Here is a 25,439-nt window from a genome sequence, read left to right as displayed (position 1 = left end):
GCATATCTACCGCGCCGAAAGCCGACGATCCAGTCGCCGGGCGCCGGAAAATCGGCAAATTCACGCCGATGCCGCGCTTTTCCCGTCCTCAGCCAGCGCCGCCCGCACCAGCGGCGCCACTTTCGTGCCGTAGAGTTCGATGCCGCGCATGATCTGGTCATGCGGCATCAGGCCGATCGCCATCTGCAGCAGGAACCGGTCATTCCTGAAGATGCGCTGGTGACGGATAATCTTTTCGGCAACCATGTCCGGATCTCCGAGGAAAAGGTTTCCGTTCGGCCCGATCGACTGGTTGAAATGCGCCCTGTTGGTCGGTCCCCAGCCGCGCTCGCGGCCGATGCGGTTCATCACTTCGGCCTGCGGCCCATAGAACTGGTCGGCGGCCTTTTCGGTGGTATCGGCAATGAAGCCATGGACGTTGATGCTGGTCTTCAGCGTCGAACCATCCTGGCCGGCGCGGCGGGCGGCCTCCCGGTAGAGTTCGAACAACGGCGCATAACGCGCCGGCTCGCCGCCGATGATGGCAAGCGCCATCGGCAGGCCGAGCGCCCCGGCCCGCGCCACCGATTGCGGGGTCCCGCCAACAGCGATCCAGACCGGCAGCGGATCGTTCAATGGTCGCGGATAGACGCCGCGGCCATTGATCGGCGCGCGCTTTTCACCCGACCATGTCACCATTTCGCTGTCGCGGAGGGCAAGCAGGAGGTCGAGCTTCTCGGAAAACAGCTGATCGTAATCTTCCAGGTCATAGCCGAACAGCGGAAAGGATTCGATGAAGGAGCCACGGCCCGCCATGATTTCGGCACGACCGTTGGAGATCAGGTCGAGGGTTGCGAATTGCTGGAACACACGCACCGGATCGTCCGAGCTCAGCACCGTGACGGCGCTCGTAAGCTTGATGGTCTTCGTGCGGGATGCCGCCGCGGCCAGAATCATCGCCGGCGCCGAGGCGACATAATCCGGACGATGATGCTCGCCGAGACCGAAGACATCGAGCCCGACCTGATCGGCCAGTTCTATCTCCTCGATCAGATGGCGGATGCGCTCGGTACCTTCCGCACCGCGCCCGTTCGGCGCTTCGGGATGAACGTCGCCGAATGTGTAAAGCCCAAGTTCCATGATGCCCTGCCTGTTTTCCGCCGAATGGCGAAGATATGATCTCAGAAGCAGATAGTCGTCGCCATCATCCTTTCACAGCAAGAAAATCGAAACAGTGCGTTTCCCCTATGGACCAATTCCCGGCGGGCTACGAGACCGACATCAATCAAAGCGCGCTCAGCGTCCGTTTCACCGCGTTTCGCCAGCCTTTCAGCTTTCCGGATCGGGTCTTTTCGTCCATCTGCGGCTCGAACCTGCGGTCGCGGGCCCAGGATGCGGCAAAGTGCTTCTGGTCGGGCCAGACCCCTGCCCGGCTGCCGGCAAGCCAGGCAACGCCCAGCGCTGTTGTTTCCAGAATGGTCGGCCGGTCTACCGGCGCATCGAGCAGGTCGGAGAGGCGCTGCATGGTCCAGTCGGACGCGACCATGCCGCCATCGACGCGCAGCACCGTTTCCGTGCCGTTGCTCTTCCAGTCCTTGTGCATGGCATCGAGCAGGTCGCGCGTCTGGTAGCAGACGGCCTCGAGCGCGGCGCGGGCGAATTCGGCCGGGCCGGTATTGCGCGTCATCCCGAAAATGGCGCCGCGCGCATCCGGGTCCCAGTGCGGTGCGCCAAGGCCGGTGAACGCCGGGACCAGATAGATCTCCTGGCTCGGATCGGCGCTTTCGGCAAGCGCGCCGGTATCTGACGCCGCCTTGATCACCTTCAACCCGTCGCGCAGCCACTGGACCGCGGCACCGGCGACAAAGATCGAGCCTTCGAGCGCATAGGTGGTTTCGCCGTCGAGGCGATAGGCGATGGTCGTCAGCAGCCGGTTTTTGGAGCGAACCATGTCCCGGCCGGTGTTGAGCAGCGCGAAACAGCCGGTGCCATAGGTGGATTTCATCATGCCCGGCTGGAAACAGGCCTGACCGATCGTGGCGGCCTGCTGGTCGCCGGCGACGCCGAGGATCGGGATTTCGGCACCGAAGATAGAAGCGTCCGTCACCCCGAAATCGGCGGCACAGTCGAGCACCTGCGGCAGCATCGCATCGGGCACGCTAAGGATGTCGAGCAGTTCCCCGTCCCATTGATTGTCGGCAATATTGTACATCAGCGTGCGCGAGGCGTTCGTCGCATCGGTGACGAAGGAGGTGCCGCCGGTCAGCCGCCAGATCAGGAATGTATCGATCGTGCCGAAACACAATTCACTCTTGGCTGCACGGGCACGCGCACCCTTTACATTGGTGAGCAGCCAGGAAAGCTTGGTACCGGAAAAATAGGGATCGAGCAGCAGTCCGGTCTTCTTCGTAAAGAGCGTCTCCAACCCCTGCCGCTTCAGCTTTTCGCAATAAGCAGCCGTGCGCCGGTCCTGCCAGACGATGGCCTTGTGGATGGGCTTTCCGGTGTCACGCTCCCAGACGACCACGGTTTCGCGCTGGTTGGTGATGCCGATCGCGGAGAGATCGGCGGTCTTTATGCCGGCCTTGGCGATCGCTTGCCTGATGGTGAAGACGACCGTCTCCCAGATTTCCTCCGGATCATGCTCGACCCAGCCGGATTTGGGGAAATACTGCCGGAATTCCTTCTGGCCCACGCCCGCGATCTTCTGGTTTTCATCAAAGACGATCGCCCGGCTCGACGTCGTGCCCTGATCGATCGCGAGAACATATCCGCTCATCCTGCCCCTCCCGGCCTTGTCGGCGGCCCTCGCCTCTCCCAGGCCACCACTCCAAAAACTTCAATACGATGCAAAAACGAATGTCAAACGAAAACAAAACGCAAATGATCGACCATTTCCGACCACGATATGCGGGGGCTGGAATCGGCAAAACCGCAATTGTCAGATCGCCGGCTTTACGCATAGACTCCGCTGTTCGAACAGCGGGAGAGATCGCATGGCCCCCACCAATTCGACCTACGAGGAACGCAAGTCAATCGCCGGGCCGATGCATGGCAGCTTGCGGCATGATAGCGCCCATAAGCATGTGTCCGGGACCGCCGATTATATCGACGACATGCCGGAGCCAGCGGGCACGCTGCATGGCGCGCTCGGCCTCACAGACCGGGCGCATGCGGACATCCTTTCCATGGATCTGTCGGAGGTCGAGGCCTTTCCCGGCGTCGTCTGCGTGCTGACGGCGAAAGACATGCCGCATTCCAACGATATCAGCCCCAGCCATCTCGACGACGAGCCCGTGCTTGCTGATGGCATCGTACAATTCCACGGTCAGCCGGCCTTTGCGGTGATTGCCGCCACGCGCGACATGGCCCGGCGCGCGGCGCGCAAAGCGAAGATCACCTATCGCGACCTGCCGCATCTGACCGATATCACCGAAGCCCTGGAAAGCGGCGGCGAGCTGGTGACCAGGCCCCTGACGCTGGCGCGCGGTGATGCCGAGGCCGAACTGGAGCTTGCGCCGCGACGTCTTTCCGGGCGGATGCGGATCGGCGGGCAGGATCATTTCTATCTCGAAGGCCATATCGCCATGGCGATACCGGGCGAGGATGACGAGGTCACCGTCTGGTCCTCCACCCAGCATCCGAGCGAGGTCCAGCACATGGTCGGCCACGTGCTCGGCGTTCCCTCCAATGCCGTGACGGTGAATGTCCGGCGCATGGGCGGCGGCTTCGGCGGCAAGGAAACACAGAGCAACCAGTTCGCGGTCCTTGCGGCGGTGGCGGCCAAGAAGCTCGACCGCGCCGTCAAGTTCCGCCTCGACCGCGACGAGGATATGACCGCAACGGGCAAGCGCCACGATTTCCTGGTCGACTACGATGTCGGCTTCGATGAAGACGGCCGCATCCTTGCGGTCAAGGCAAATTATGCGGCGCGCTGCGGCTATTCCTCCGATCTCTCAGGGCCGGTCACCGACCGGGCGCTGTTCCATGCCGACAGTTCCTATTTCTATCCGCATGTGAAGCTGACCTCGCAGCCGCTGAAGACGAACACGGTCTCCAACACCGCCTATCGCGGCTTCGGCGGACCGCAGGGTATGCTCGGGGCCGAACGCATGATCGAGGAGATCGCCTATGCGCTCGGCAAGGATCCGCTCGATATCCGCAAGCTGAATTTCTACGGCGACAATGATTCCGACCGGGTGCTGACGCCCTACCATCAGAAGGTGGAGGACAACATCATCCAGCGCATCGTCGCGGAGCTGGAGGAAAGCGCTGATTACCAGACCCGCCGCCGGGCGATCCTCGATTTCAACAGGACAAGCCGGATCATCCGCAAGGGGATTGCGCTGACGCCGGTGAAATTCGGCATCTCCTTCACCATGACCGCCTTCAACCAGGCCGGCGCGCTGGTGCATGTCTACCAGGACGGCTCGATCCATCTCAATCATGGCGGCACGGAGATGGGCCAGGGCCTCTATACCAAGGTGGCGCAGGTGCTGGCCGACAGTTTCCAGGTCGATATCGATCGGGTGAAGATCACCGCGACGACGACCGGCAAGGTGCCGAACACATCGGCGACCGCGGCCTCCTCCGGGTCAGACCTGAACGGAATGGCCGCCCATGACGCCGCCCGGCAGATCAAGAAACGGCTGATCGCCTTCGCCGCCGAGCGCTGGCAGGCCGAGCCGCAGACCATCAGCTTCGTCGCCAACACCGTGAGGATCGGCGAGGAAAGCATCGCCTTTGCCGATTTCATCAAACAGGCCTATCAGGCGCGGATACAGCTTTCTGCCGCCGGCTTCTACAAGACCCCGAAGATCCACTGGGATCGCAACACCGGCCGGGGCACGCCCTTCTATTATTTCTCCTATGGCGCAGCGGTCTCGGAAGTGTCCGTGGATACGCTGACCGGCGAATACAGGGTCGAGCGTGCCGATATCCTGCACGATGTCGGAAAATCGCTCAATCCGGCCATCGATATCGGCCAGGTGGAAGGCGGTTTCATTCAGGGCATGGGCTGGCTGACGACCGAGGAACTGTGGTGGGACGACAAGGGGCGGCTGCGCACGCATGCGCCCTCGACCTACAAGATCCCGCTTGCCTCCGACCGGCCGAGAATCTTCAACGTCAAGCTGGCGGAATGGGCCGAAAATGCCGAAATGACCATCGGTCGCTCCAAGGCCGTCGGCGAGCCGCCCTTCATGCTGCCGATCTCGGTGTTCGAGGCCCTCTCCATGGCTGTCGCCAGCGTGGCGGACTATCGGGAATGCCCGCGACTTGATGCCCCGGCGACGCCGGAACGGATACTGATGGCGGTGGAGCGCCTGCGCCGGACGGCCTCTCCAAATTCCTCCTGAAGAGCGATGAAGACCGCCGTGAGGAAATCCACGGCGGCCGATCATGTTACCGGGTCAGGTCACAGTCTTCGCGCGGCGCCCTGCCGTCCATGAAGCCGAGATCGCGCCTCATATAGTTGGACATCGGCTCGAGCTCGAGCCTTGGATATTTCGGGGGACGGGCCGTCAAGGCGTCCATGGCGGCCTTGAGCGCGCGCTCGAACCACGAAACCTTCGGAACATCGTATTTTTCAATCGCCTGGCAATCCATGACAGCACCTATTTCTTTCGTGAACATGATTGCAGGATGGGCGAAAAAATGATGCAATTCCAATCGAACCTCCGTCTCTATGCATCAAGAGAACTTATCCATGAAAATGTCGAAACAGGTACCGCTGAATGCGCTGCGCGTCTTCGAAGCCGCCGCCAGGCTGAGCAGTTTCACCCGCGCCGGCGAGGAACTCGGGATGACGCAAACGGCCGTCAGCTACCAGATCAAGGTGCTGGAGGAGAATGTCGGCGAGCCGCTGTTTTTAAGGCGACCGCGCCAGGTGGCGTTGACCGAGGCGGGCGACCGACTGGCACCCAAGGTGAGCGAAGCCTTTGCCCTTTTGGGCGAGGCGCTGGCGACCGTGCGCGAGACGGCGGAGGGAACGCTGATTATCGCGTCCACCCATACTTTCGCCTCGAAATGGCTGGCCCCGCATCTCGGCTCCTTCCAGCTAAAGCATCCGGCGATCGCCGTCAGGCTGGAAACGACCTCACACATCGCCGATTTTACCCGTGAGACGATGGATGTCGCCATCCGCTGGGGTGACGGGAAATGGCCGGGACTTGTCTGTCACCGGCTGATGTCGCTGCAGTTTGCGCCGATGCTCAGCCCGAAACTGGCCGCCAGCATCGGCGGCGTGCATGAGCCGGCGGACCTGCTGCGCCTGCCGATCTTCGACCCGGGCGACCCCTGGTGGGCACAATGGTTCGAGGCTGCGGGGGTAGCGGATGCGAAACTCGATCGCCTGCCGCGCAACCAGTTCGGCACGCAGACCATCGAGGCCGAGGCGGCGATCGCCGGCCATGGCGTGGCAATCCTCAATCCGGAATTCTACGCCGACGACCTGGCGCTGGGGCGCCTCTACCAGCCCTTCGAACTCACCTGCAATGATGGCAAGGCCTATTGGCTCGCCTATCAGGAAAACCGCCGCGGTACGCCGCGCATCCGCGCCTTTCGCAACTGGATCATGGGCGAACTGCCGACGGGCACCATTGTTTGAGGGCATCCACAGGCATGCGCGCGCCAAACGCAATCTTCTCTTTCCTACCGGCCGAAATTTTCGCAAGGTGACCGCGCTGCGGATCAAAGGGGATCGCGATGTATGAATTTGCCATTGCCTGGGAATGGCTGGCGCTGGCCGTCCGCTGGCTGCATGTGATCACCGCCATCGCCTGGATCGGCTCGTCCTTCTATTTCATCGCGCTAGATCTCGGGCTGGTGAAGCGGGATCATCTGCCCGCGGGTGCGCACGGTGAAGAATGGCAGGTGCATGGCGGCGGCTTCTACCATATCCAGAAATATCTGGTCGCCCCGGCGGCCATGCCCGAACATCTGACCTGGTTCAAATGGGAAAGCTATGCGACCTGGCTTTCCGGTTTCGCGATGCTCTGTCTGGTCTATTACGGCGGCGCCGACCTCTTCCTGATCGACCGGCATGTGCTCGACATTTCCCCGATGACGGCGATCCTGATCTCGCTCGCCTCGCTGGGTTTCGGCTGGCTCTTCTACGACCTGCTCTGTAAATCGCCGCTGGGCAGGAATACCTGGGTGCTGATGGGCGTACTTTACGTAGCGCTGGTCGCCATGGCCTGGGGCTATACCCAGGTCTTTACCGGCCGCGCCGCCTTCCTGCATCTGGGCGCCTTCACCGCCACCATCATGTCGGCCAATGTGTTCTTCATCATCATGCCGAACCAGCGCGTCGTCGTCGCAGACCTGATCGCCGGGCGCGCGCCCGATCCGAAATACGGCGTCATCGCCAAGCAGCGCTCGCTGCACAACAATTACCTGACCCTGCCGGTCATTTTCTTCATGCTGTCGAACCATTATCCGCTGGCCTTCGCCACGGCCTATAGCTGGGTCATCGCCGCGCTGGTCTTCCTGATGGGCGTCACCATCCGCCACTGGTTCAATACGACGCATGCGCGAAAGGGCCGACCAACCTGGACCTGGCTCGTCACGCTGCTCATCTTCATCGCGATCATCTGGCTTTCGACGGTCCCGAAAATCCTTTCCGGCGAAGACAAGGCGGAAATAACCCCATCCTACAACCAGTTTGCATCGAACGCCCATTTCCCGGCCGTCAGGGACCTGATCTCCACCCGCTGTTCCATGTGCCATTCCGCCGAACCGGTCTATGAGGGCATCAACCGACCACCGAAGGGCGTCGTTCTCGAAGACGAAGCGGAGATCGCCGCCCATGCCCGCGACATCTATATCCAGGCCGGCCGCAGCCATGCGATGCCACCGGGCAACATCACCGACATGACCGGGGATGAGCGCAAGCTTCTCACCGCCTGGTTCGAAAGCGCCGTTCAGGAAGGCAAGACAGAATGACCAAGACACTGATCCGGGCGCGCACCCTCACCTTCACGCGGGCGCCTTCGAGCTTGGATGACGAAGGAGCCTATCTCTACGAAAGTGACGGCGCCCTCGTGGTCGAGAACGGCCTGATCGCAGCAAGCGGCGCCTATGCGGCGGTGAAGGCCGGAATGCCCGACGATATCGAGGAAATCGACCATCGCCCGCATCTGATCCTGCCCGGCTTTGTCGATACGCATCTGCATTTTCCGCAGATGCAGGTGATCGGCTCCTATGCCGCGAACCTGCTCGAATGGCTGAACACCTACACCTTCCCGGAGGAATGCCGCTTCGTCGAAAGCGCCCATGCGGAGCGCATCGCCCGGCATTTCTTCGACGAGATGATCCGCCACGGCACGACGACGGCGGCTGCCTATTGCTCGGTCCACAAGGCATCGGCGGACGCCTTTTTCGCCGAGGCCCTGCGCCGCGACATGCGCATGGTGGCCGGCAAGGTGATGATGGACCGCAATGCGCCGCAGGGCCTGCTCGACACGCCGCAGATGGGGTATGACGAAACCCGAGCGGTGATCGAGCAATGGCAAGGCAAGGGCCGCAATCACGTGGCCATCACCCCGCGTTTCGCCATCACCTCGACCCCCGAGCAGATGTCGGCAGCCGAAACGCTTGCGCGAGAATTCCCCGACCTGCATGTGCAGACCCATCTCTCGGAAAACCGTGAAGAGATCGACTACACCTGTTCGCTCTATCCCGACGCGATCGACTATACCGATATTTATGCCCGATACGGCCTGATGGGCAGGAAGACGCTGCTCGGCCACTGCATCCACCTGTCCGAGCGCGAGATGGACGTGATGAGCGAGACAGGGGCGGTTGCCGTGCATTGCCCGACCTCCAATCTCTTCCTCGGCTCCGGCCTGTTTCCCTTCAGGAGACTGACCACCCGGGAAAAATCCGTCCGCGTCTCCTTTGCCACCGATATCGGCGGCGGCACCAGCTATTCCATGCTGCGCACCCTGGACGAGGCCTACAAGATCCAGCAATTGCTGGGGGAACGGCTGAACCCGTTCGAAAGCTTCTATTACATGACACTCGGAAATGCGCGGGCGCTATCGCTCGAGGACAGGATCGGCACGCTGGAGCCGGGTACCGACGCCGATTTCATCGTGCTCGACATGGCGGCGACCCCGGCCATGGCGCTGAAGGCCGAAATGGTCGATTCGCTGGCCGACGAACTATTTCTGCTGCAGACCATGGGCGACGACCGGGCGATTGCCGAGACCTATGTGGCCGGCGTGGCCGCCAAGGCTGGCTTGTGAGCCCCCGGGCACCCACGATTTTCACTCGGGCATATCCGCGACCATCGAGCGGATTTTGGCCGCCTTCTCGAAATGATCCAGCCGATGCGTGCGGATCCACCATTCGGCCGCTTCCATGAGCAATTCTGGATCATCATTCCTGTTGGCGAAAAAGGCATAGAAGGAAAGCCCGACGCCCGCGCCCTTCTGCGAAATCTTGCGGTCGCAGATCTCGATGATCCTGCGCTTCAAGCTTGCTCTCATCGGTATCCTCCCTGCACTAGCCTCTTGTGAAGCAGATTGCGCAAAGCGCAAGAGCGAAGAGTGCTGGTGATCTTGAACTCCATCACTGTCCTTCCACCGGGGAATGATGAACCATCTTCCGCAAAGAGGTCAATTTATTTTACCTCTTTGCGGAAGGCCCCTTAACAAGACTTCTCGAAATATGATATTGCCGGACCACACCCCTGAGATGGAACCGTGTCATGTCCAAAGCCCTCGACATCAACGACCTGAAAACGATCGCCCGCCGCCGCGTGCCGAAAATGTTCTTCGACTATGCCGATAGCGGGGCTTGGACCGAGGGCACCTACCGCGCCAACGAGGAGGATTTCCGCAAGATCAAGCTGCGCCAGCGCGTGCTGGTCGACATGACCAACCGCTCGCTTGAAAGCACGATGATCGGCCAGAAGGTTTCGATGCCGGTGGCGCTCTCGCCGACCGGGCTCACCGGCATGCAGCATGCCGATGGCGAGATGCTGGCGGCACAGGCGGCGGAGGAATTCGGCGTGCCCTTCACGCTCTCGACCATGAGCATCTGCTCGATCGAGGACGTGGCGTCGGTGACGACGAAACCCTTCTGGTTCCAGCTCTATGTGATGCGCGACCGGGATTTCGTGAAGAACCTCATCAACCGCGCCAAGGCTGCGGGATGCTCGGCGCTGGTCCTGACGCTCGATCTGCAGATTCTCGGCCAGCGCCACAAGGACCTGCGCAACGGCCTTTCAGCGCCGCCGAAATTCACCCCGAAACATATCTGGCAAATGGCCACCCGGCCGCTCTGGTGCGCGGGCATGCTCAAGACAAAGCGCCGCAGCTTCGGCAATATTGTCGGACATGCCAAGAATGTTTCAGACCTCTCGTCATTGTCGGTCTGGACGGCAGAGCAGTTCGATCCGCAGCTCTCCTGGGAAAACGTCGCGGAGATCAAGGAAATGTGGGGCGGCCCGCTGATCCTGAAGGGCATCCTCGACGTCGAGGACGCGAAGATGGCGGCCCTGACGGGGGCGGATGCCATCATCGTTTCCAATCACGGCGGCCGCCAGCTCGATGGCGCCCCCTCGTCGATCAGCATGCTGCCGAGGATCGTCGACGCTGTCGGCGACAGGATCGAAATCCATGTAGACGGCGGCATCCGTTCAGGCCAGGACGTGCTGAAGGCGGTGGCGCTCGGTGCCCGGGGCACCTATATCGGCCGCCCCTTCCTCTACGGCCTCGGCGCCGGCGGCAAGGCCGGCGTGACGCTCGCGCTCGACATCCTCCGCCGGGAGCTCGACATCACCATGGCGCTCTGCGGCAAGCGGGATATCCAGACGATCGACCGGTCGGTGATTGCGGAGTGATCAGTAGTGGAAACGGCACTGGAGTACCGTGACGACAAGTCCGTCACCTTCGCCTTCCACTTTGTACACCAATCTATGTTCTTGAGTGATGCGGCGTGCCCACTGCCCCTTTAACTGGTGCCGGAGCGGTTCCGGCTTGCCTATGCCTTCGAACGGATGCCGGAGAATATCTCTGATCAATTCATTGATCCGGGCGAGGACCTTGCGATCAGTTTGCTGCCAGTGAAGATATTCCTGCCAGGCATCCGGTTCCCAGGCAATTTTTGCGGTCATGCGAGTTTCCTTTCATTTGGAAAACCCGCACGTCATGCGCGGCAGTTTCGGGCCTCAGACCATCTCAATCGATAAGATCGTGGTACTCTACCTTACCAGAATTTGCATTTTCAATTGCATCCATCAACCTTTTAGCATTGGCGGGAGTGGACATCAGATAAAGTGTTTCCAACATCCCCTCATATTCTCGCTTGTCGATCAAGATCGCGGATGCCTTGTCGCGGCGCATGATTTCAATGGCCGTTCGGTCATTGGCCACTTCATCCAGAAGACTGGCAAGTTCGTCTCTCGCCTTCGAAAACATAACGGTGCGCATATGTCTCTCCATTCCGCGGGACTTGTACGATAGATTGTACGAGTCTCGCAGAATGTCAAGTTTGCCGTGCTGGAAGACAGGTCAGCCTGCCTCAAAGCGGATCGGGAATGACGAACGGTGTTTCGTAGAAAACCTCTTCCAGATTGTTGCCCGGCCCGTCGCGGTCGACGACCAGGAAATCGCTGGCCGCGCCGACGGCCATCAGCGGATGATGCCAGACATTGCGCCCGTAATTGACCCCTTGCGCGCCCGTCGCCAGGAACACCCGCGGAAGACCGGGTCTGCCCCCCTCGTCCGGCGCGACGATCGCCAGCCAGGAACCGCCGCCGATCGGCGAAAAGCTCTGCGAGCCCAGCGGATGGCGTTCCATCATGGTCAATGAATAAGGAAATTGCCGCGGCTGACCGCGAAAAATATTGATGATCACCCGGGCACCCTCGCCGGCAATCTCGGGCGCGGCAAGTGCGTGAAAACGCTCGGTCGAACCGCCGTTGATCAGCCTCATGGAGGATGGATCGGCCTCGATGACCGTGCCGAACGGCGCAAAACTGGCCTGCGTGAGCGGTTCAATCTGCAATATCGGTGTCATCGGGCATTGATTCCCGATGGGCAGGCAACAATCACCCGGCTCTCTGGATACAGGCCGGACGGCGTATTCTCAGGCATTCTCTTCTCCCGCTAGCATGCTGCGCAGGCGCAAGAGAGCGATCCTTTCCACCTGTGCCGAAGCGGCTTCAAACTCTTCCTGCGGGTTATTGTCAATCCGCCTTTCGAAAGCCTCGAGAATATCGTCCTTGCCCAAGCCCTTGACGGCGATGATGAAGGGAAAGCCGAATTTTTCCGTATAGGCGTCGTTCAACTCGGTGAAGCGCGTATGTTCGGCCGGTGTCAGGCGGTCGAGGCCGGCGGACGCCTGCTCGGCCTTCGAATCCTCCGTCAGCGCTCCGGCGATCGCCAGCTTGCCGGCGAGGTCCGGATGCGCCCTGAGAACGGCAAGGCGTTCCGCCTCCGCTGCGGCCCGGAAGGCTGCGACGAGCGCCGCGTGAACGGCCTCCACCGTTTGGGCAATCGACCCGTCGCGGTCGAAGGCCCGCTCGGCCACCCAGGGCGAATGTTCGAAGATACCGCCGAACCGCGCAACAAAATCCGACTTGCTGATCATCAAACGCCTCCTTCCGGCTTGTGATGCGCATGCCAGTGCCGGGCGATGTCCACGCGCTTCGGAATCCAGACTTTTTCGTGATCGAGCACATAATCGATGAATCGCGCCAGCGCCGCGGCCCGGCCGGGACGCCCGACGAGGCGGCAGTGAAGACCGACATTCATCATCTTCGGAAATCCTTGCCCGCCTTCGGCATAGAGGACGTCGAACGTATCCTTCAGATAGTTGAAGAACTGATCGCCCGAATTGAAGCCCTGAGGCGTGGCAAAACGCATATCGTTGGCGTCGAGCGTATAGGGAATGATCAGATGCGGCTTGTCCTTGGCAAGGCCCGCAACCCAATAGGGCAGTTCATCGGCATAGCTATCGGAGGAATAGAGAAAGCCGCCCTCCTCCAGCACCAGCTTCAGCGTATGGGCGGATGGTTTTCCCTGGTAGAGCCCCAGCGGGCGCGATCCGGTAAGCTCCGTATGGAGGCGCACCGCTTCGAGGATATGATGGCGTTCTTCGTCTTCGGAAAAATCCTTGTATTCCAGCCAGCGGTAGCCATGGCTGGCGATCTCCCAACCGGCCTCCTTCATCGCCGCGACCGCGTCGGGGTTGCGCGCCATGGCCAGCGTCACGCCATAGACGGTCGCATCCAGCTTGCGACTGGTGAACAGCCGCCACAGCCGCCAGAAGCCGGCGCGCGAACCATATTCATAGATCGATTCCATGTTGAGGTTGCGCTGTCCGGGCCAGGGCTGGGCGCCGACGATTTCCGACAGCAGCGATTCGGAAGCGGCTTCGCCGTCGAGAATGCAGCTTTCGCCGCCTTCCTCATAGTTGATGACGAATTGCACGGCGATGCGCGCATCACCGGGCCAGCGCACCTGCGGCGGTGTTCGGCCATAGCCCTTGAAATCGCGCGGATAGGGGTGTTCCACCATCATCTAGCCCTTCTGAATGTGCCGGGACGGTAGCATTCAAGACCGGAAAGTCGAGGGTAAAATGGCAGTATCAACGACAGTTCAATGGCTTCCCGAAATCGTCAAACCTAGCCCGCGTCACTGCCCTAGCTTGTGGCCTGCAGGCGACGGGCGGCAAGGGCGGCCCGTCGCATCGACAGGCCGGACGATACACCCTGCGGCATGGCCTTGTCGGCGCTGCTGCCAGCCGAAAATGGCCGATGCGCCGAAAGCTTGCCAAGCGGATGCTGCGAATGGACGCGCAGCGGCGCGCCCGGTTCCGGCTCCACGAACAGGGCGAGGCTGGAGACCTTCAGGGGCTCGCGCAGCAGAGGATCGAAATAGTCGCGCAGCGCCTTTTCGAAGCGAGGATTGAGGCTGGGATGGATGGGGCCGGTCAGCATCATGTGAAAACGGAATTCGTCCATCACATAGGGATAACCCCACCTGTACAGATTGGCGAATTGCGGCGCGGTGAGCCGGTCCGGGTCCCGCCGCTCGATCTCCCGCTCGCTGAGCGGCGCCCGGAAATCGTCGAATACCTGCACGACGCTGGCCGCGAGATGGTTCATCCGCTCGCAGGGCGCCGATGGCGCAAGACCATAGAATTCACCCAGCCGGGCGACTTCCATCCCGGCAATCTCGAACGGCGTCATCGTGCCGGCAAAATGCATCAATGCCTTCAACAATGCCGCCTCGTCGGTATCGGGGCGCAGGTGAAACGGCGCCTTGATCGTCCCGTGAAGGCCATAGCGGCGCGGCACGGCGGTGTGAAAGGCCAGTTCCTGGCGGCTGAAGCCCGGGATCGCCGGCGGCTCTGGCGCTTCGCCGGAATAGACATTGCGCCCGAGCCAGCTGGCGGCGGCAACCGACAGCGGATCATGGAGGGAAGGCGTAAAATAGATCGCGTACCGCATGCGCTTGTGCTCCGTGCAACTCGCTCTGAGCCGGAGTTAGGTGATTTGCGTGACAGAATGACGAAGCCGGTGGCCGTACCGCGCCAGAGTGATCGATGAAAATCGGCGGGAACCAACCGGCGATTGTCCCCGTTGTGGTTCTGGTAACAGCGAACAAGGGAGAAAAACCGTGACCTATCAGGACACCAGTCTTCAGGATGCCGATATCAGGGAAACCCATGATCTGATCGCCAGCGACAAGGTCGAGGGCACGCGCGTCTATTCGCGCGATGGCAAGCATATCGGCTCGATCGAACGCGTCATCCTCGAAAAGCGCAGCGGCCGCGTTTCCTACGCGGTTCTCGGCTTCGGCGGTTTTCTCGGCATCGGCGAGGATCACTACCCGCTCCCCTGGGCCAAGCTCACCTATGACGAAAGCCTGGGCGGTTATCGGACGGATCTGACCCGCGAGCAGGTGGAGGGCGCGCCGCGCTACCACAGCGACGACGAATATGAGTGGAACCGGGAAAACGGTCGCCGCATCTATGATTATTACGGCGTTCCACCCTACTGGATGTGATCCTGCCACCTTGAAAAGCCGCCGAAGGTTTCCACTTTCGGCGGCCTTCATTTATGGGCCCGCCGTCACGAGGAGCGGAGCATCGGAATATGCGCGCTGCAATGGAAGCTTGATGGCAGGCTTGCATCCGTCTTCCCGCCGATCTCGTTGATGACGCTTTCTGCAAGCCGGTGGGCAAGTCCGAAACTGATCTTGAAGCCCCCCGTCAGGGTGAAAATCCGCTCATGGTCCGGATGGCGGCCGACCATCGGATCGCGGCCGATCGCCTTGGGACGCAGCCCCGCCCAGCGCTCCACCACCGGCGCATCGGCCAGCACCGGTGCAATCGCCCTTGCCCGAGACAGGAGGTCGTCCAGTTGTCCATCAGTGGAAAGCGGGTCTTCGAAGGCGTTTTCGCTGGTGCTGCCCACCGCGACGTGGCCGTTGTCATGCGGGACGATATAGAGTCCGTCCATGAAAATCACCGGCCAGCCGGGGTCGATTTCAGCCTTCAGCAGGGCGGCCTGCCCCTTGACGGCGGTGCCGCTGGAAATACCGGCCGGGCCACGCACCTCCATCGCGTCCAGAAAGGGAAAGGACTGGACGCCGGCGGCAAGGATGCAGGCTCCAAAGGACATCGTGCCACCGTCGCCGAAATGCGCGCCTCCCGCCTCCGCATCGAGGCCGACAAGGTCCTGGCCCTCCTCGATCCGAACGTTACGCGCCTGGCGCAGAACCTCCCTTAACATGGACAGAAGCCGGCGCGGATCGACGCGGGCCGCCAGCGTATCAAAAACGACACCGGCCGCCATGGCCTCGGCCTGTGGCCATCCTGCGGCAGGCGGCCATCCTTCGGCGGGCGGATTGTCGAGCACATGCCAGAAGAACCGTTCTTCTCCCTGGTTCCAGTTCGCAAGCGCGTCCTGCTCGTGGCGCAGCGCGATCTTGCGCAGATGCGGCTTGGGCAGGGGCATCAACCGGCCGGAGCGGCGATAGCCAGATGCCTGCCCGGTCCGCGCTTCAAGGCTTTTGATTTCGTGCTCCAGCGAGACCAGCGCCTCGAACTGGAACTGTTTCTTGATGTCCCAGCGATCCGGCATATAGGGCATCAGTGCGCCGAGAATGCCTCCGCTCGCGCCGGCGCCGATCCCATGGCGCTCGACGAGCACCGTTTGGAGCCCTGCCCGTTCGGCCATCACGGCGGCCCAAAGCCCCATGATGCCGCCGCCGACGATCAACAGATCCGTCATCGATTGACCTTCCGAGAGGAGGAGATTATCGGTTCGCCATGTCCACCGCAAACACCGAAACAGTATCTGCGCCGGCCCATGCCATTCAAGGACAGACCCTTGAGTGGCATGCCGGCGATATGCCCTATTCCCATGAATTTGGCGATCATTTTTATTGCCGCGAGGATGGCCGGCTGGAATGCGGCCATGTGTTTCTCGGCGGCAACGACCTCCCGCAGCGCTGGCGGGGCCGGGATGATTTCCGGATCGGAGAACTGGGCTTCGGTACCGGCCTCAATTTTTGCGAAACCTGGCGGCAATGGAAGGAGGCGCGAAGCGAGACCGCAAGCCTCCACTTCATCTCCTTCGAGCGCTTCCCGATGAAGGCCGGCGACATCGATCGCGCCCTGTCACACTGGCCGCAGATCGATGCGGAACGTCAGGCCCTCTGCGCCCGCTGGCCAGCGCAGCCTAGCGGAGAGATCAGGCTCGATCTTGGCGATGGCGTGCGGTTGACCGTCGTCTGCGGCACGGCCTTCGATGAACTTGCCCGCTTCGACGGACCTGTCGATGCCTGGTATCTCGACGGCTTTGCGCCCCGACGCAACCCCGATATGTGGTCGCTGGACCTGATGCGGCGCGTCTGGGAAAGGACTGTGGACGGCGGCACCTTCGCCACCTATGCGGCGGCCGGGTTCGTGCGTCGCAATCTCCAGTCCGCCGGCTTTTCGGTCGAGCGCAAGCCGGGCTTTGGCAGTAAACGAGAAATGCTTCGCGGCGTGAAATCGTCATTGCACCTCGCGTAAGGAGCCAGCCTCGCCCTTCGCGCCAGGATATCCGCCGGACGCCAAGGATGGCGTTCCGACGGATAATGGAGGAGAGGCTAGCTCGACATTGCCGCTCGAACGCTCGAGATCAACTTGTCGGTCGGCATCTTGCTGTAGTCTTTGTTGATTTCCATCGTGGTTTTCGCACGGGTTGCAGTCGAGAGCATGCAGCGAAGATCGCCCAGCGTCTGCGGCGCGGCGCAGACGACGAGGCGGTCGAAGGCGCCCTGCTGTTCATAACCGTCGATCTTGCTTGCCACGTCGGAGGTAAACCTCTGCTGCTCCTCGCGCACCGGATCGCTGGAATATTCCATCGCCGAACGCCCGTGCCCGACGGAGGAATGACTCCGTCCCGGCTTGTCGGCCATGATGTCCTGGACTTTCTTGGTATCCAGCTGAAAAATCTCCTGCTCGGGGTTCTGGGGTCCATCTTTGAGAAAGTTCACGCCCTTCAACAGGCGGGCCTGGTTTCCATCAGCTGCAAGAATCCATGTGGTCGTCATTTTTCACTCCTCGAGCAAATCGTCTGAACGTTCCAACGTCGCGGCGCCGGCGGCGCCAGGACTGAGCGCCGGCAATGGCCACCTTGAAGGCAGGACATGCGCGAAGGACAACGCCCGGATCAAACGGAAGGTTCCCGGCAAACATCCTGCTCGACGCATGCCGGTCGAGAAAGACAGATGTCGCCGGTTTCGTCGTCAATCGGCCGTGCCGGTGGCAACTCTCTTCGCACTTGCGAAAACTATCCCCTTGACTTTTTCGGGCAAAACAACGACATGAGGCGCAGCGTCACCTTCCGGCCGCCGCGTGAGCGAGCCCTGCGGGATTTTACCGATCCGTACCGAAGGATAAGCGCAACAAGGAATGTCTTGCCGAACGCGGCAGGATGCAGCGCCAGACGATTTAATCAACCCACAAGTTCCCAAATCACGCGGGGTTCTTGACGCGAAGCGAAACCGGAACCGCATGGTGCTGTTCCGGCGTTGTTCGTTTTGCGCCCCGAAAAGGTAATACATTGACCAACTTTAAAGACCTTGGCCTCTCCGAGCACGTGCTTTCGACCCTCGCCTCCCTGGGGTTCGATACGCCGACGCCGATCCAGGCCGAAGCAATCCCGCTCGTGATGGAAGGCCATGACCTGATCGGTCTTGCGCAGACCGGCACCGGCAAGACGGCCGCTTTCGGCCTGCCGATGATCGAAAAGATGCTTGTCGATGGCAAGCGTCCCGATCCGCGCAATATCCGCGCCCTTGTGCTGGCGCCGACCCGCGAACTGGTGAACCAGATCGCCGCCAATCTCAAGGACTTCGTCAAGAAAACCCCGCTGAAGATCGGCCTTGTCGTCGGTGGCGCATCGATCAACAAGCAGTCCGAGCAGCTTTCGCGCGGCGTCGATATTCTCGTCGCCACCCCCGGCCGCCTGCTGGATCTCGTCGCCCGCCGCGCCGTGACGCTGACCCAGGCCCGTTATCTCGTGCTCGACGAAGCCGACCAGATGCTCGACCTCGGCTTCATCCATGACCTGCGCAAGATTTCCAAGCTCGTGCCCAAGAACCGCCAGACGCTCCTGTTCTCGGCCACCATGCCGAAGGCCATCGCCGAACTGGCCAGCGAATATCTGAGCAATCCGAAGCGCGTCGAAGTCACGCCTCCGGGCAAGGCTGCCGACAAGGTCGAGCAGATGGTTCACTTCGTCCAGGGTGCCAGCCAGAAGACCGAAATCCTCAAGAAGACATTGACCGAAAATCCGCAAGGCCTTTCGCTGGTGTTCTCGCGCACCAAGCATGGTGCCGAAAAGCTGATGAAGCATCTCGAGCATGTCGGCTTCTCCGTCGCCTCGATCCATGGCAACAAGAGCCAGGGCCAGCGCGAACGGGCGCTGAAAGCCTTCCGTGAAGGCCAGATCCGCGTTCTCGTCGCCACCGACGTGGCAGCCCGCGGCATCGACGTGCCCGGCGTCACCCATGTCTACAACTACGACCTGCCGGAAGTGGCCGACGCCTATGTCCACCGCATCGGCCGTACTGCCCGCGCCGGCCGCGACGGCATTGCGATTGCCTTCTGTGCACCGGACGAAATCCGCCTGCTGCGCGATATCGAGCGCCTGATGAATATCGACATCGCCGTTGCCAGCGGCGAGGTTCCGGCCGACCGTGCCCGCCCGAAGGGTGGCCGTGGCGGCAATGGTGCGCGTAATGCCGGACGCCCGGCCGGCAACGGCCACAATGAGCGTCGTCCGCGCCCGCAGGGTGGCAGCGACAATGTTCACCGTGCCGAGCGCTCGGCTCCGAGCCCGTTTGCCGGAGACGACCTTCTGGCAGGCGGCGAACCGAAGAAGCAGCACCGTAAGGGCCAGGGCCCGGCGGCCCAGGCCGCTCACGAGCAGGCACTTGCCAAGCGTCCCGGCGGCAACCGCAACGGACGCCCCGGCCAGAAGCAGGGCGAATGGCGCAACCGCAACCATGGCGGCGGCAATGCCGGCAATGGCGGCCAGAACCGCGAAGCCGGCGCTGCGCCGGGTGCCCAGGGCCAGCGCCGTCGCACCAATGCCAACGCGCCGCGCCGCGAAGAGGCGTAATCGTCTTAAACTTGAATCTGAACGGAAAGCGGCGGGTCTAACCCGCCGTTTTTTATATCTGATTGGGTGTCTTCCGGTTGGTCAGATAAACACCGGTGACGGCGATCACCGTGCCGATGATCATCGGCAATGTCAGGGCCTCGTCGAAGAACAGCCAGGCCTGGAAAGCCGCCAGCGGCGGCACCAGGTAGATCAGCGAGGCCGCCCGCGACACCTGCCCGCGGCGGATCAGGTAGAGCAGAAGCGCGATCGCGCCCATCGACAGGCCAAGCACCGCCCAGGCGAGCGCCGCGAACAATTGCACGTTCCATTCCACCCGCATCTCCTCCAGGAAGAATGCCGCCGGCAAGGTGACGATCAGGGCGCCTATATATTGCAGCGCCGCAGTCGAGCGGATATCGCCGTCCTGCAGATGCCGCTTCTGGTAGATGGTGCCATAGGTCACGGCCGCCATTCCCAGTATGTTGATGACGACCGGCAGGAGAGCGATCGGGGTTGTGCCGGTATCGATGACGAGCATCTTGGGAACGACCGCCAGCCCGATGCCGAGGAAACCAAGGACAATTCCCAGTTTCTGCTGTCCGGAGAGATTTTCACCGATCAGAACCGGCGCGACCGCCGCCGTCATCAATGGCTGCAGGCCGGCAATGATGCCGGAGATCGCGGCCGGCACGCCCTGGCCGATCGCCCACCAGACCGCGCCCAGATAAAGGCCGTGCAGGAACATGCCGGATACCATCGCATGCCCGGCCGATGCCCAGGTTTTCGGCCAGGCGGCGCCCGTTACGAGGCAGAAACCGACGAAAAGAGCAGCGGCGAGCAGGTAGCGCAGCACCAGAAATGTCAGCGGATCGGCATGGATGCCGGCATATTTCGCAATGACCCATCCCGTAGACCAGAGCAGGACGAAAATGGCCGGAGCCAGTCGGGATAGGGTCATGCGGGCTCCTGGGCAAGATCGACACGGTTTTTTACTGCGATAGAGCGCCCCATGCCGATGGTCAAAGCAAAATTCCTGATGTTTAACATCAAGCTTCCGCAGGCTTCGATCCTTCCGCCGATTTCTTTTGCCGGCCGCCGGGCATGCGTCTTGCTTTGCCCTTGCCATTATATTCAAATGGAAAAAAAAGGGGATCGACCGTTGGCATTTGACGAGATGATGAATGCGGACAGCAGCCCGCGCCAGCCCTATGCGACCTATAATGAGTGGTATGCCAGCCAGGACCGGCCCCGCCTGATTGCCAAATCGAAAGAGGCCGAGAACATCTTCCGCAAGACCGGCATCACCTTTGCCGTCTACGGCCACGCCGACAGTTCAGAAAAGCTCATTCCTTTCGACCTTATCCCCCGCATCATCTCGGGCCGCGAATGGCGCAGACTGGCGCAAGGCATCGAACAAAGGGTCATCGCCCTCAATGCCTTTCTCGACGACATCTATCACAAGCAGGAAATCATCAAGGCCGGCCGGGTTCCCCGCGAACTGATCGAGCGCAACGAGGCCTTCCTGCCGCAGATGATCGGCTTTCGCCCCCCCGGCGGCGTCTATACCCATATCGTCGGGACCGATATCGTACGCACCGGCGAGGACCAGTTCTACGTTCTGGAGGACAATGCCCGCACCCCTTCCGGTGTCAGCTACATGCTCGAAAACCGCGAGACGATGATGCAGATGTTCCCTGAACTCTTCCATCAGAACCGCGTGCGCCCGGTCGAGAACTACCCCTATCTCCTGCGCCATAGCCTGGCGTCGCTTGCCCCTCCCGGCTGCGAGGGTAAGCCGCGCGTGGCGGTGCTGACCCCCGGCATCTATAATTCGGCCTATTACGAACATGCCTTCCTTGCCGACATGATGGGCGTCGAACTCGTCGAAGGGTCGGACCTGCGCGTGATCGACGGCAAGGTGAAGATGCGCACGACACGCGGCTACGAGGCGATCGACGTGCTCTATCGCCGCGTCGATGACGACTATCTCGATCCGCTAACCTTCAAGCAGGAATCAGCTCTTGGCGTTCCCGGCATCATGGATGTCTACCGCGCTGGCAATATCACCATCGCCAATGCCCCGGGAACCGGTATCTGCGACGACAAGGCGATCTATTCCTACATGCCGGAGATCGTTGAATTCTACACCGGCCGCAAGGCACTGCTGGAGAATGTCCCGACCTGGCGCTGCTCTGAAGCCGACAGCCTGAAATATGTCCTCGAGCATCTCGATGAACTCGTCATCAAGGAAGTCCATGGATCCGGCGGCTACGGCATGCTGGTCGGCCCCACCGCCTCGAAAAAGGAGCGCACCACCTTCGCGGAAAAACTGAAGGCTCGGCCCTCCAACTATATCGCCCAGCCGACCCTGTCGCTTTCCACCGTGCCGATCCTCGTCAAAAAGGGCATCGCCCCCCGGCATGTGGATCTGCGCCCCTATGTTCTCGTCTCCGACAAGGTTCAGATCATTCCGGGAGGCCTGACCCGGGTTGCCTTGAAAGCCGGCTCGCTGGTGGTCAACTCCAGCCAGGGCGGCGGCACCAAGGATACCTGGGTTCTGGAGGACTGACGCCATGCTCGGAAGAACCGCCAACGGCCTCTACTGGATGTTCCGCTATATCGAGCGGGCCGAAAAAAGCGCCCGGCTGATCGACGCCGGCCTGCGGATGTCGCTGACCCGCAGCCACGCCACCGACGAGGACTGGGGCGGCGTGCTGCAGAGCTCGGGCGTCCGTGACATCTACGACGATCTCTATGAAAGCCTGACAAGCGCCGATGCCATCGATTTCCTCCTGCGCGACCGATCCAACCCATCGAGCGTGCTGTCCTGCATCGACAGTGGCCGCAACAATGCGCGCATGGTGAGGACCGCGCTGACGCGCGAAACCTGGGAGGCGACCAATGAATGCTGGCTTGATCTCAAATCCAGGCTGGCGCGCAGGGTAAAGGCGGCAGACATGCCGGAGGTCATCGATGGCATCAAGCGCATGACGGGGCTGATCCGCGGCGCCTTTCACGGCACCATGCTGCGCAACGAGATCTTCAATTTCTCGCGTATCGGCACCTTTATCGAGAGGGCCGACAATACGGCGCGCATCCTCGACGTGAAATATTACGTGCTGCTGCCCGCCGTCTCGCAGGTGGGCACCTCGATCGACAATGTCCAGTGGGAATCGATCCTGCGCTCGGTCTCCGCCCACCGCGCCTATGGCTGGGTTTACGAGGCCGAATACAAGCCCGCGAATATCGCCGATTTTCTGATCCTCAACGGCCGCATGTCACGCTCGCTTGCCTATTGCTACGATAAGATCGTCAGCAATCTGGGCTATCTGGCGCGCGAATATGGCGAGCGCCATGCGGCCCATGCGACGGCCGAGCAGACCCTGTCCTCGCTGCGCGGCCACGCCATCAAGGATATCATGGACCAGGGCCTGCACGAATATATCGAGAATTTCATCAGCCAGAACAATCGTCTGGGACAGGAAATCTCAAACGGTTACCGGTTCTACTAGGGCATCGGTCGAGGAGCGGAACATGCATCTGAAGATCAGCCATATCACCGAATATACCTATGCGGAGCCTGTCCGCTATTCGCTGCAGCGCCTGCGGCTGACGCCGCTCACCCAGGCCGGACAGAAGGTGATCCGGTGGGAAACCGAGGTCGAGGGCGCCAGGATGGAGGTCGGCTACGACGACCATTTCGGCAACAGGGTCAATCTCGTCAGCGTCGAAGGCGACCGGACCTCGATCCGGATCATCGCCGGCGGTGAGGTGGAGACGGAAGACAAGGCTGGCATCTATGGTGCGCACCAGGCCTATGCGCCGCTCTGGCTCTATCTGCGCGGCACGCCGCTGACGCGGACAACCAAGCCGGTGCGCAACCTGGCCAAATCCATGGCCGGTGATACGGACCTGGAGAAGATGCATGCCCTGATGCGGACCATCGGGGAAAGGGTGGAATACCGGCAGGGAGAAACCGGAACGGAAACGACCGCCGAACAGGCCCTGCAGCAGGCAAGCGGCGTCTGTCAGGATCACGCCCATATCATGATTGCCTGCGCCCGCACGCTCGGCCTGCCCGCCCGCTACGTCTCCGGCTATCTGATGATGCAGGATGAGGTAGAGCAGACCGCAAGCCATGCCTGGGCCGAAATTCATCTGGCGGGGCTCGGATGGGTCGGCTTCGACGCCGCCAACGGCATGAGCCCCGACGACCGCTATGTGCGCATCGCCTGCGGTCTCGACTATCGCGATGCCGCGCCGGTCTCAGGCCTGATCCACGGCTCGTCGAGCGAAGCGCTGAAGGTTGCCGTCACAGTTGAGCAGCAGGGACAAAGCCAGGCGCAGAGCCAGTAAGGCCTCGCTCCTTATCACCCTTTACCTGCCTCCGGTTCTGGTTTAAAATTCAGACCTGAAATGGAGTGTCACAATGTCGAAAATCGGCGCATTTGAAGCGAAAACGCATTTTTCCTCATTGTTGGATCGCGTCGCAAATGGTGAAGAAATCACCATTACCAAACACGGAAAGGCAATAGCCCGCCTCGTAAGCGCCGAACCCATTGAAGCAGCGGCATCTAACAGTGCCTTTCAAAAGTTGAAGGAGCTGCGCCGGGCCAATACGCTGGGTGGCATCTCATGGAAGGAATTGCGGGACGAAGGCCGGAAATGATGGTTGTCATCGACGCTTCGATTGCGCTCGCCTGGTGTTTTGACGACGAAGCTTCGGATGAAACCGATGCTGTGGCGCAGGATGTGATCGCGCACGGCGGCCTGGTTCCCTCGCTTTTTCATCTGGAACTTGCAAATGTGCTTCTTTACGCGGAACGGCGCGGACGCATTTCAGCCTCAGAGATTGCGCAAAAGCTCGACCTGATTGCACAGATGCCAATCGAGACCGATCCGCAAACGGCAGCAAGGGCGTGGGGCGAGACCTTGTCCCTGGCCCGGGCGCATAAATTGACAAGCTATGATGCCGCTTATCTCGAACTTGCTTCCCGTAGGGGCGCAATGCTCGCAACCAAGGACAAGGCGCTTGCCGCGGCGGCACATCAACTTGGGGTAACCTTGAAGAGAATTGATTAGAGTAGCCTTCACGACGAGGCGGCCAGCGTGCCGACATGCCCTTTCGATCCGTAATCGAGAATAGCTTGATCGGCCGTCATCAATGGAACCTGGTGAAACCGGGCCGTTGCGACGATGATCCGGTCGGCTGGATCGCTATGGAACTCCCCCGGCAGACGGACACTGCCGACCGTGATCGATGCCTCCAATGGCGCAAGCGCAATGCCGGGCAGAGCGAGCGCGCGGTCGATCCATCGCCCGACATCGTCACCAAGGACAATGCGGGCCTTTTCCGCCAACATGGCAATCTCCCATGGGGTGATCGCCGAAATCAGGATGCGGCTTTGCCGCGTCATCTCGTCTATGATCATACGGGCCTTTCGCCCAAGCCGCGCATCATCCTGCACCGCCCAAATCAGCACATGGGTGTCGACGACGATCACCGGCCCGCATTCCATTCATCGGCTTCCACCGCCGGCGAAAACGGATCATCATAAAAGGTTACGCTGCCTTTCATGGCACCGATGATGCTTGCAGGAGGGCCAGCGTCCGACACGGGCGAGAGCACGGCGACCGGCTTGCCACGCTTGGTAATCGTGATTGGCTCGCCGTCGGAGCTCATTTGATCGACGAGATTGAGACATTTGGCCTTGAATTCGGCCGCTCCAATCGCCTTAACCGTCATGACCATATCCCCTGTACATATGGACAGAAATATAGTCCCTTTCGGCATCAAGCGCAAATGCTGCCCGCATATGAAAAAGGCGGGCAAAATGCCCGC

At 61.2% G+C, this 25,439-nt stretch carries 28 protein-coding genes; 13 read left to right on the top strand and 15 right to left on the bottom strand.

What is annotated here, in order from left to right; genetic code table 11:
• Positions 1 to 60 precede the first annotated feature (60 nt).
• Together ASD31_RS13435 and glpK are read right to left on the bottom strand one after the other, a co-directional pair.
• Complete coding sequence (locus ASD31_RS13435; protein WP_056334290.1) at positions 61 to 1,119, bottom strand: LLM class flavin-dependent oxidoreductase; 1,059 nt, start codon at positions 1,117 to 1,119, stop codon at positions 61 to 63.
• A 145-nt stretch (positions 1,120 to 1,264) separates the two neighbouring features.
• A complete protein-coding gene (gene glpK, locus ASD31_RS13430) occupies positions 1,265 to 2,758 on the bottom strand; it encodes a glycerol kinase GlpK (RefSeq protein ID WP_056334286.1) in 1,494 nt (497 codons plus the stop codon).
• A 217-nt stretch (positions 2,759 to 2,975) separates the two neighbouring features.
• On the opposite strand from glpK, the gene xdhB reads away from it, so the two are divergent.
• Positions 2,976 to 5,336 carry a xanthine dehydrogenase molybdopterin binding subunit gene (gene xdhB, locus ASD31_RS13425; RefSeq protein WP_056334284.1) on the top strand — a complete coding sequence of 787 codons (2,361 nt, stop codon included), beginning with the start codon at positions 2,976 to 2,978 and terminating at the stop codon, positions 5,334 to 5,336.
• Between the two features lie 46 nt (positions 5,337 to 5,382).
• Here the strand turns inward: xdhB and ASD31_RS13420 are convergent, their stop codons facing one another.
• Positions 5,383 to 5,586 carry a hypothetical protein gene (locus ASD31_RS13420; protein ID WP_156392647.1) on the bottom strand — a complete coding sequence of 68 codons (204 nt, stop codon included), beginning with the start codon at positions 5,584 to 5,586 and terminating at the stop codon, positions 5,383 to 5,385.
• 100 nt (positions 5,587 to 5,686) lie between these two features.
• Here ASD31_RS13420 and ASD31_RS13415 point away from each other — a divergent pair, with 100 nt between their 5' ends.
• From ASD31_RS13415 to guaD, 3 genes are all read left to right on the top strand, one after another.
• The gene (locus ASD31_RS13415) at positions 5,687 to 6,586 is read left to right on the top strand and encodes a LysR substrate-binding domain-containing protein (RefSeq protein ID WP_056334278.1); all 900 of its coding nucleotides are present in this window, start codon (positions 5,687 to 5,689) and stop codon (positions 6,584 to 6,586) included.
• A 98-nt stretch (positions 6,587 to 6,684) separates the two neighbouring features.
• Positions 6,685 to 7,923, top strand: coding sequence for a urate hydroxylase PuuD (locus tag ASD31_RS13410; RefSeq protein WP_056334275.1), 1,239 nt, complete (start codon positions 6,685 to 6,687; stop codon positions 7,921 to 7,923).
• Complete coding sequence (guaD, locus tag ASD31_RS13405) at positions 7,920 to 9,227, top strand: guanine deaminase (RefSeq protein WP_056334271.1); 1,308 nt, start codon at positions 7,920 to 7,922, stop codon at positions 9,225 to 9,227. Before ASD31_RS13410 ends, guaD begins: the two co-directional genes overlap by 4 nt.
• Positions 9,228 to 9,248: 21 nt before the next feature.
• Here guaD and ASD31_RS13400 read toward each other — a convergent pair whose 3' ends face one another.
• A complete protein-coding gene (locus ASD31_RS13400; protein ID WP_056334268.1) occupies positions 9,249 to 9,470 on the bottom strand; it encodes a DUF6500 family protein in 222 nt (73 codons plus the stop codon).
• A 221-nt stretch (positions 9,471 to 9,691) separates the two neighbouring features.
• Between ASD31_RS13400 and ASD31_RS13395 the strand changes: the two genes are divergently transcribed.
• Positions 9,692 to 10,828, top strand: a complete 1,137-nt coding sequence (locus ASD31_RS13395; protein ID WP_056334266.1) for an alpha-hydroxy acid oxidase — start codon at positions 9,692 to 9,694, stop codon at positions 10,826 to 10,828.
• Here the strand turns inward: ASD31_RS13395 and ASD31_RS13390 are convergent, their stop codons facing one another.
• The 6 genes from ASD31_RS13390 to ASD31_RS13365 all read right to left on the bottom strand — a co-directional run bounded on the left by ASD31_RS13390 (position 10,829) and on the right by ASD31_RS13365 (position 14,443).
• A complete protein-coding gene (locus ASD31_RS13390; RefSeq protein ID WP_056334263.1) occupies positions 10,829 to 11,101 on the bottom strand; it encodes a Txe/YoeB family addiction module toxin in 273 nt (90 codons plus the stop codon). It lies immediately after the preceding gene.
• A 64-nt stretch (positions 11,102 to 11,165) separates the two neighbouring features.
• The gene (locus ASD31_RS13385) at positions 11,166 to 11,417 is read right to left on the bottom strand and encodes a type II toxin-antitoxin system Phd/YefM family antitoxin (RefSeq protein ID WP_056334261.1); all 252 of its coding nucleotides are present in this window, start codon (positions 11,415 to 11,417) and stop codon (positions 11,166 to 11,168) included.
• Positions 11,418 to 11,508: 91 nt separating this feature from the next.
• Positions 11,509 to 12,006 carry an ureidoglycolate lyase gene (locus ASD31_RS13380; protein WP_056334259.1) on the bottom strand — a complete coding sequence of 166 codons (498 nt, stop codon included), beginning with the start codon at positions 12,004 to 12,006 and terminating at the stop codon, positions 11,509 to 11,511.
• Between the two features lie 69 nt (positions 12,007 to 12,075).
• A complete protein-coding gene (uraD, locus tag ASD31_RS13375; RefSeq protein ID WP_056334256.1) occupies positions 12,076 to 12,579 on the bottom strand; it encodes a 2-oxo-4-hydroxy-4-carboxy-5-ureidoimidazoline decarboxylase in 504 nt (167 codons plus the stop codon).
• Positions 12,579 to 13,508 carry an allantoinase PuuE gene (puuE, locus tag ASD31_RS13370; protein ID WP_056334727.1) on the bottom strand — a complete coding sequence of 310 codons (930 nt, stop codon included), beginning with the start codon at positions 13,506 to 13,508 and terminating at the stop codon, positions 12,579 to 12,581. Before puuE ends, uraD begins: the two co-directional genes overlap by 1 nt.
• 125 nt (positions 13,509 to 13,633) lie before the next feature.
• A complete protein-coding gene (locus ASD31_RS13365) occupies positions 13,634 to 14,443 on the bottom strand; it encodes a DUF1045 domain-containing protein (protein ID WP_056334254.1) in 810 nt (269 codons plus the stop codon).
• Positions 14,444 to 14,612: 169 nt separating this feature from the next.
• On the opposite strand from ASD31_RS13365, the gene ASD31_RS13360 reads away from it, so the two are divergent.
• Positions 14,613 to 15,002: a PRC-barrel domain-containing protein gene (locus ASD31_RS13360; RefSeq protein WP_056334251.1), complete on the top strand. Its 390-nt coding sequence runs from the start codon at positions 14,613 to 14,615 to the stop codon at positions 15,000 to 15,002.
• 65 nt (positions 15,003 to 15,067) lie between these two features.
• Here the strand turns inward: ASD31_RS13360 and ASD31_RS13355 are convergent, their stop codons facing one another.
• The gene (locus tag ASD31_RS13355; protein ID WP_056334248.1) at positions 15,068 to 16,231 is read right to left on the bottom strand and encodes an NAD(P)/FAD-dependent oxidoreductase; all 1,164 of its coding nucleotides are present in this window, start codon (positions 16,229 to 16,231) and stop codon (positions 15,068 to 15,070) included.
• 38 nt (positions 16,232 to 16,269) lie between these two features.
• On the opposite strand from ASD31_RS13355, the gene mnmD reads away from it, so the two are divergent.
• Positions 16,270 to 17,016: a tRNA (5-methylaminomethyl-2-thiouridine)(34)-methyltransferase MnmD gene (gene mnmD, locus ASD31_RS13350; protein WP_056334244.1), complete on the top strand. Its 747-nt coding sequence runs from the start codon at positions 16,270 to 16,272 to the stop codon at positions 17,014 to 17,016.
• Between the two features lie 77 nt (positions 17,017 to 17,093).
• Here mnmD and ASD31_RS13345 read toward each other — a convergent pair whose 3' ends face one another.
• The gene (locus ASD31_RS13345; RefSeq protein WP_056334241.1) at positions 17,094 to 17,540 is read right to left on the bottom strand and encodes a host attachment protein; all 447 of its coding nucleotides are present in this window, start codon (positions 17,538 to 17,540) and stop codon (positions 17,094 to 17,096) included.
• A 512-nt stretch (positions 17,541 to 18,052) separates the two neighbouring features.
• On the opposite strand from ASD31_RS13345, the gene ASD31_RS13340 reads away from it, so the two are divergent.
• Entirely contained in the window at positions 18,053 to 19,615 is a 1,563-nt protein-coding gene (locus ASD31_RS13340) for a DEAD/DEAH box helicase (protein ID WP_056334238.1), read from the top strand.
• Between the two features lie 52 nt (positions 19,616 to 19,667).
• On the opposite strand, the gene ASD31_RS13335 is transcribed toward ASD31_RS13340, so the two are convergent.
• Positions 19,668 to 20,555 carry a DMT family transporter gene (locus tag ASD31_RS13335; protein ID WP_056334236.1) on the bottom strand — a complete coding sequence of 296 codons (888 nt, stop codon included), beginning with the start codon at positions 20,553 to 20,555 and terminating at the stop codon, positions 19,668 to 19,670.
• Between the two features lie 216 nt (positions 20,556 to 20,771).
• Between ASD31_RS13335 and ASD31_RS13330 the strand changes: the two genes are divergently transcribed.
• The 5 genes from ASD31_RS13330 to ASD31_RS13310 all read left to right on the top strand — a co-directional run bounded on the left by ASD31_RS13330 (position 20,772) and on the right by ASD31_RS13310 (position 24,679).
• Positions 20,772 to 22,166 carry a circularly permuted type 2 ATP-grasp protein gene (locus tag ASD31_RS13330; RefSeq protein ID WP_056334724.1) on the top strand — a complete coding sequence of 465 codons (1,395 nt, stop codon included), beginning with the start codon at positions 20,772 to 20,774 and terminating at the stop codon, positions 22,164 to 22,166.
• Between the two features lie 4 nt (positions 22,167 to 22,170).
• Positions 22,171 to 23,109, top strand: a complete 939-nt coding sequence (locus ASD31_RS13325) for an alpha-E domain-containing protein (protein ID WP_056334233.1) — start codon at positions 22,171 to 22,173, stop codon at positions 23,107 to 23,109.
• Between the two features lie 22 nt (positions 23,110 to 23,131).
• Positions 23,132 to 23,953 carry a transglutaminase family protein gene (locus ASD31_RS13320; RefSeq protein WP_056334230.1) on the top strand — a complete coding sequence of 274 codons (822 nt, stop codon included), beginning with the start codon at positions 23,132 to 23,134 and terminating at the stop codon, positions 23,951 to 23,953.
• Positions 23,954 to 24,026: 73 nt separating this feature from the next.
• Entirely contained in the window at positions 24,027 to 24,266 is a 240-nt protein-coding gene (locus ASD31_RS13315) for a type II toxin-antitoxin system Phd/YefM family antitoxin (protein WP_056334228.1), read from the top strand.
• Positions 24,263 to 24,679 carry a type II toxin-antitoxin system VapC family toxin gene (locus tag ASD31_RS13310; RefSeq protein WP_056334224.1) on the top strand — a complete coding sequence of 139 codons (417 nt, stop codon included), beginning with the start codon at positions 24,263 to 24,265 and terminating at the stop codon, positions 24,677 to 24,679. The genes ASD31_RS13315 and ASD31_RS13310 overlap by 4 nt, the downstream gene beginning before the upstream one ends.
• A gap of 8 nt (positions 24,680 to 24,687) precedes the next feature.
• Here ASD31_RS13310 and ASD31_RS13305 read toward each other — a convergent pair whose 3' ends face one another.
• Positions 24,688 to 25,101 (bottom strand): type II toxin-antitoxin system VapC family toxin, encoded by a 414-nt coding sequence (locus ASD31_RS13305; protein WP_056334721.1) that lies wholly within the window; start codon positions 25,099 to 25,101, stop codon positions 24,688 to 24,690.
• On the bottom strand, positions 25,098 to 25,343 hold the full coding sequence (locus ASD31_RS13300; RefSeq protein ID WP_056334718.1) for a type II toxin-antitoxin system Phd/YefM family antitoxin: 246 nt from the start codon (positions 25,341 to 25,343) through the stop codon (positions 25,098 to 25,100). Before ASD31_RS13300 ends, ASD31_RS13305 begins: the two co-directional genes overlap by 4 nt.
• Positions 25,344 to 25,439: the final 96 nt, after the last annotated feature.

Origin of the sequence: Rhizobium sp. Root482, assembly GCF_001426565.1 — a bacterium.
In the GTDB taxonomy this organism is placed as follows: Bacteria; Pseudomonadota; Alphaproteobacteria; order Rhizobiales; family Rhizobiaceae; genus Pararhizobium.
Note: the sequence above shows the minus strand (reverse complement) of the source record. Positions and strands in the feature narration are given on the sequence as shown.

Coding starts and splice junctions, on each gene's coding strand:
- mnmD (WP_056334244.1), top strand. CDS start 16,270: ATGTCCACCGCAAACACCGAAACAGTATCTGCGCCGGCCCATGCCATT.
- ASD31_RS13435 (WP_056334290.1), bottom strand. CDS start 1,119: ATGGAACTTGGGCTTTACACATTCGGCGACGTTCATCCCGAAGCGCCG.
- xdhB (WP_056334284.1), top strand. CDS start 2,976: ATGGCCCCCACCAATTCGACCTACGAGGAACGCAAGTCAATCGCCGGG.
- ASD31_RS13380 (WP_056334259.1), bottom strand. CDS start 12,006: ATGACACCGATATTGCAGATTGAACCGCTCACGCAGGCCAGTTTTGCG.
- ASD31_RS13335 (WP_056334236.1), bottom strand. CDS start 20,555: ATGACCCTATCCCGACTGGCTCCGGCCATTTTCGTCCTGCTCTGGTCT.
- ASD31_RS13330 (WP_056334724.1), top strand. CDS start 20,772: ATGATGAATGCGGACAGCAGCCCGCGCCAGCCCTATGCGACCTATAAT.
- ASD31_RS13315 (WP_056334228.1), top strand. CDS start 24,027: ATGTCGAAAATCGGCGCATTTGAAGCGAAAACGCATTTTTCCTCATTG.
- ASD31_RS13300 (WP_056334718.1), bottom strand. CDS start 25,343: ATGACGGTTAAGGCGATTGGAGCGGCCGAATTCAAGGCCAAATGTCTC.
- ASD31_RS13390 (WP_056334263.1), bottom strand. CDS start 11,101: ATGACCGCAAAAATTGCCTGGGAACCGGATGCCTGGCAGGAATATCTT.
- ASD31_RS13325 (WP_056334233.1), top strand. CDS start 22,171: ATGCTCGGAAGAACCGCCAACGGCCTCTACTGGATGTTCCGCTATATC.
- glpK (WP_056334286.1), bottom strand. CDS start 2,758: ATGAGCGGATATGTTCTCGCGATCGATCAGGGCACGACGTCGAGCCGG.
- ASD31_RS13385 (WP_056334261.1), bottom strand. CDS start 11,417: ATGCGCACCGTTATGTTTTCGAAGGCGAGAGACGAACTTGCCAGTCTT.
- ASD31_RS13415 (WP_056334278.1), top strand. CDS start 5,687: ATGAAAATGTCGAAACAGGTACCGCTGAATGCGCTGCGCGTCTTCGAA.
- ASD31_RS13395 (WP_056334266.1), top strand. CDS start 9,692: ATGTCCAAAGCCCTCGACATCAACGACCTGAAAACGATCGCCCGCCGC.
- ASD31_RS13345 (WP_056334241.1), bottom strand. CDS start 17,540: ATGACGACCACATGGATTCTTGCAGCTGATGGAAACCAGGCCCGCCTG.
- uraD (WP_056334256.1), bottom strand. CDS start 12,579: ATGATCAGCAAGTCGGATTTTGTTGCGCGGTTCGGCGGTATCTTCGAA.
- ASD31_RS13320 (WP_056334230.1), top strand. CDS start 23,132: ATGCATCTGAAGATCAGCCATATCACCGAATATACCTATGCGGAGCCT.
- ASD31_RS13410 (WP_056334275.1), top strand. CDS start 6,685: ATGTATGAATTTGCCATTGCCTGGGAATGGCTGGCGCTGGCCGTCCGC.
- ASD31_RS13310 (WP_056334224.1), top strand. CDS start 24,263: ATGATGGTTGTCATCGACGCTTCGATTGCGCTCGCCTGGTGTTTTGAC.
- ASD31_RS13355 (WP_056334248.1), bottom strand. CDS start 16,231: ATGACGGATCTGTTGATCGTCGGCGGCGGCATCATGGGGCTTTGGGCC.
- ASD31_RS13400 (WP_056334268.1), bottom strand. CDS start 9,470: ATGAGAGCAAGCTTGAAGCGCAGGATCATCGAGATCTGCGACCGCAAG.
- ASD31_RS13420 (WP_156392647.1), bottom strand. CDS start 5,586: ATGGATTGCCAGGCGATTGAAAAATACGATGTTCCGAAGGTTTCGTGG.
- guaD (WP_056334271.1), top strand. CDS start 7,920: ATGACCAAGACACTGATCCGGGCGCGCACCCTCACCTTCACGCGGGCG.
- ASD31_RS13365 (WP_056334254.1), bottom strand. CDS start 14,443: ATGCGGTACGCGATCTATTTTACGCCTTCCCTCCATGATCCGCTGTCG.
- puuE (WP_056334727.1), bottom strand. CDS start 13,508: ATGGTGGAACACCCCTATCCGCGCGATTTCAAGGGCTATGGCCGAACA.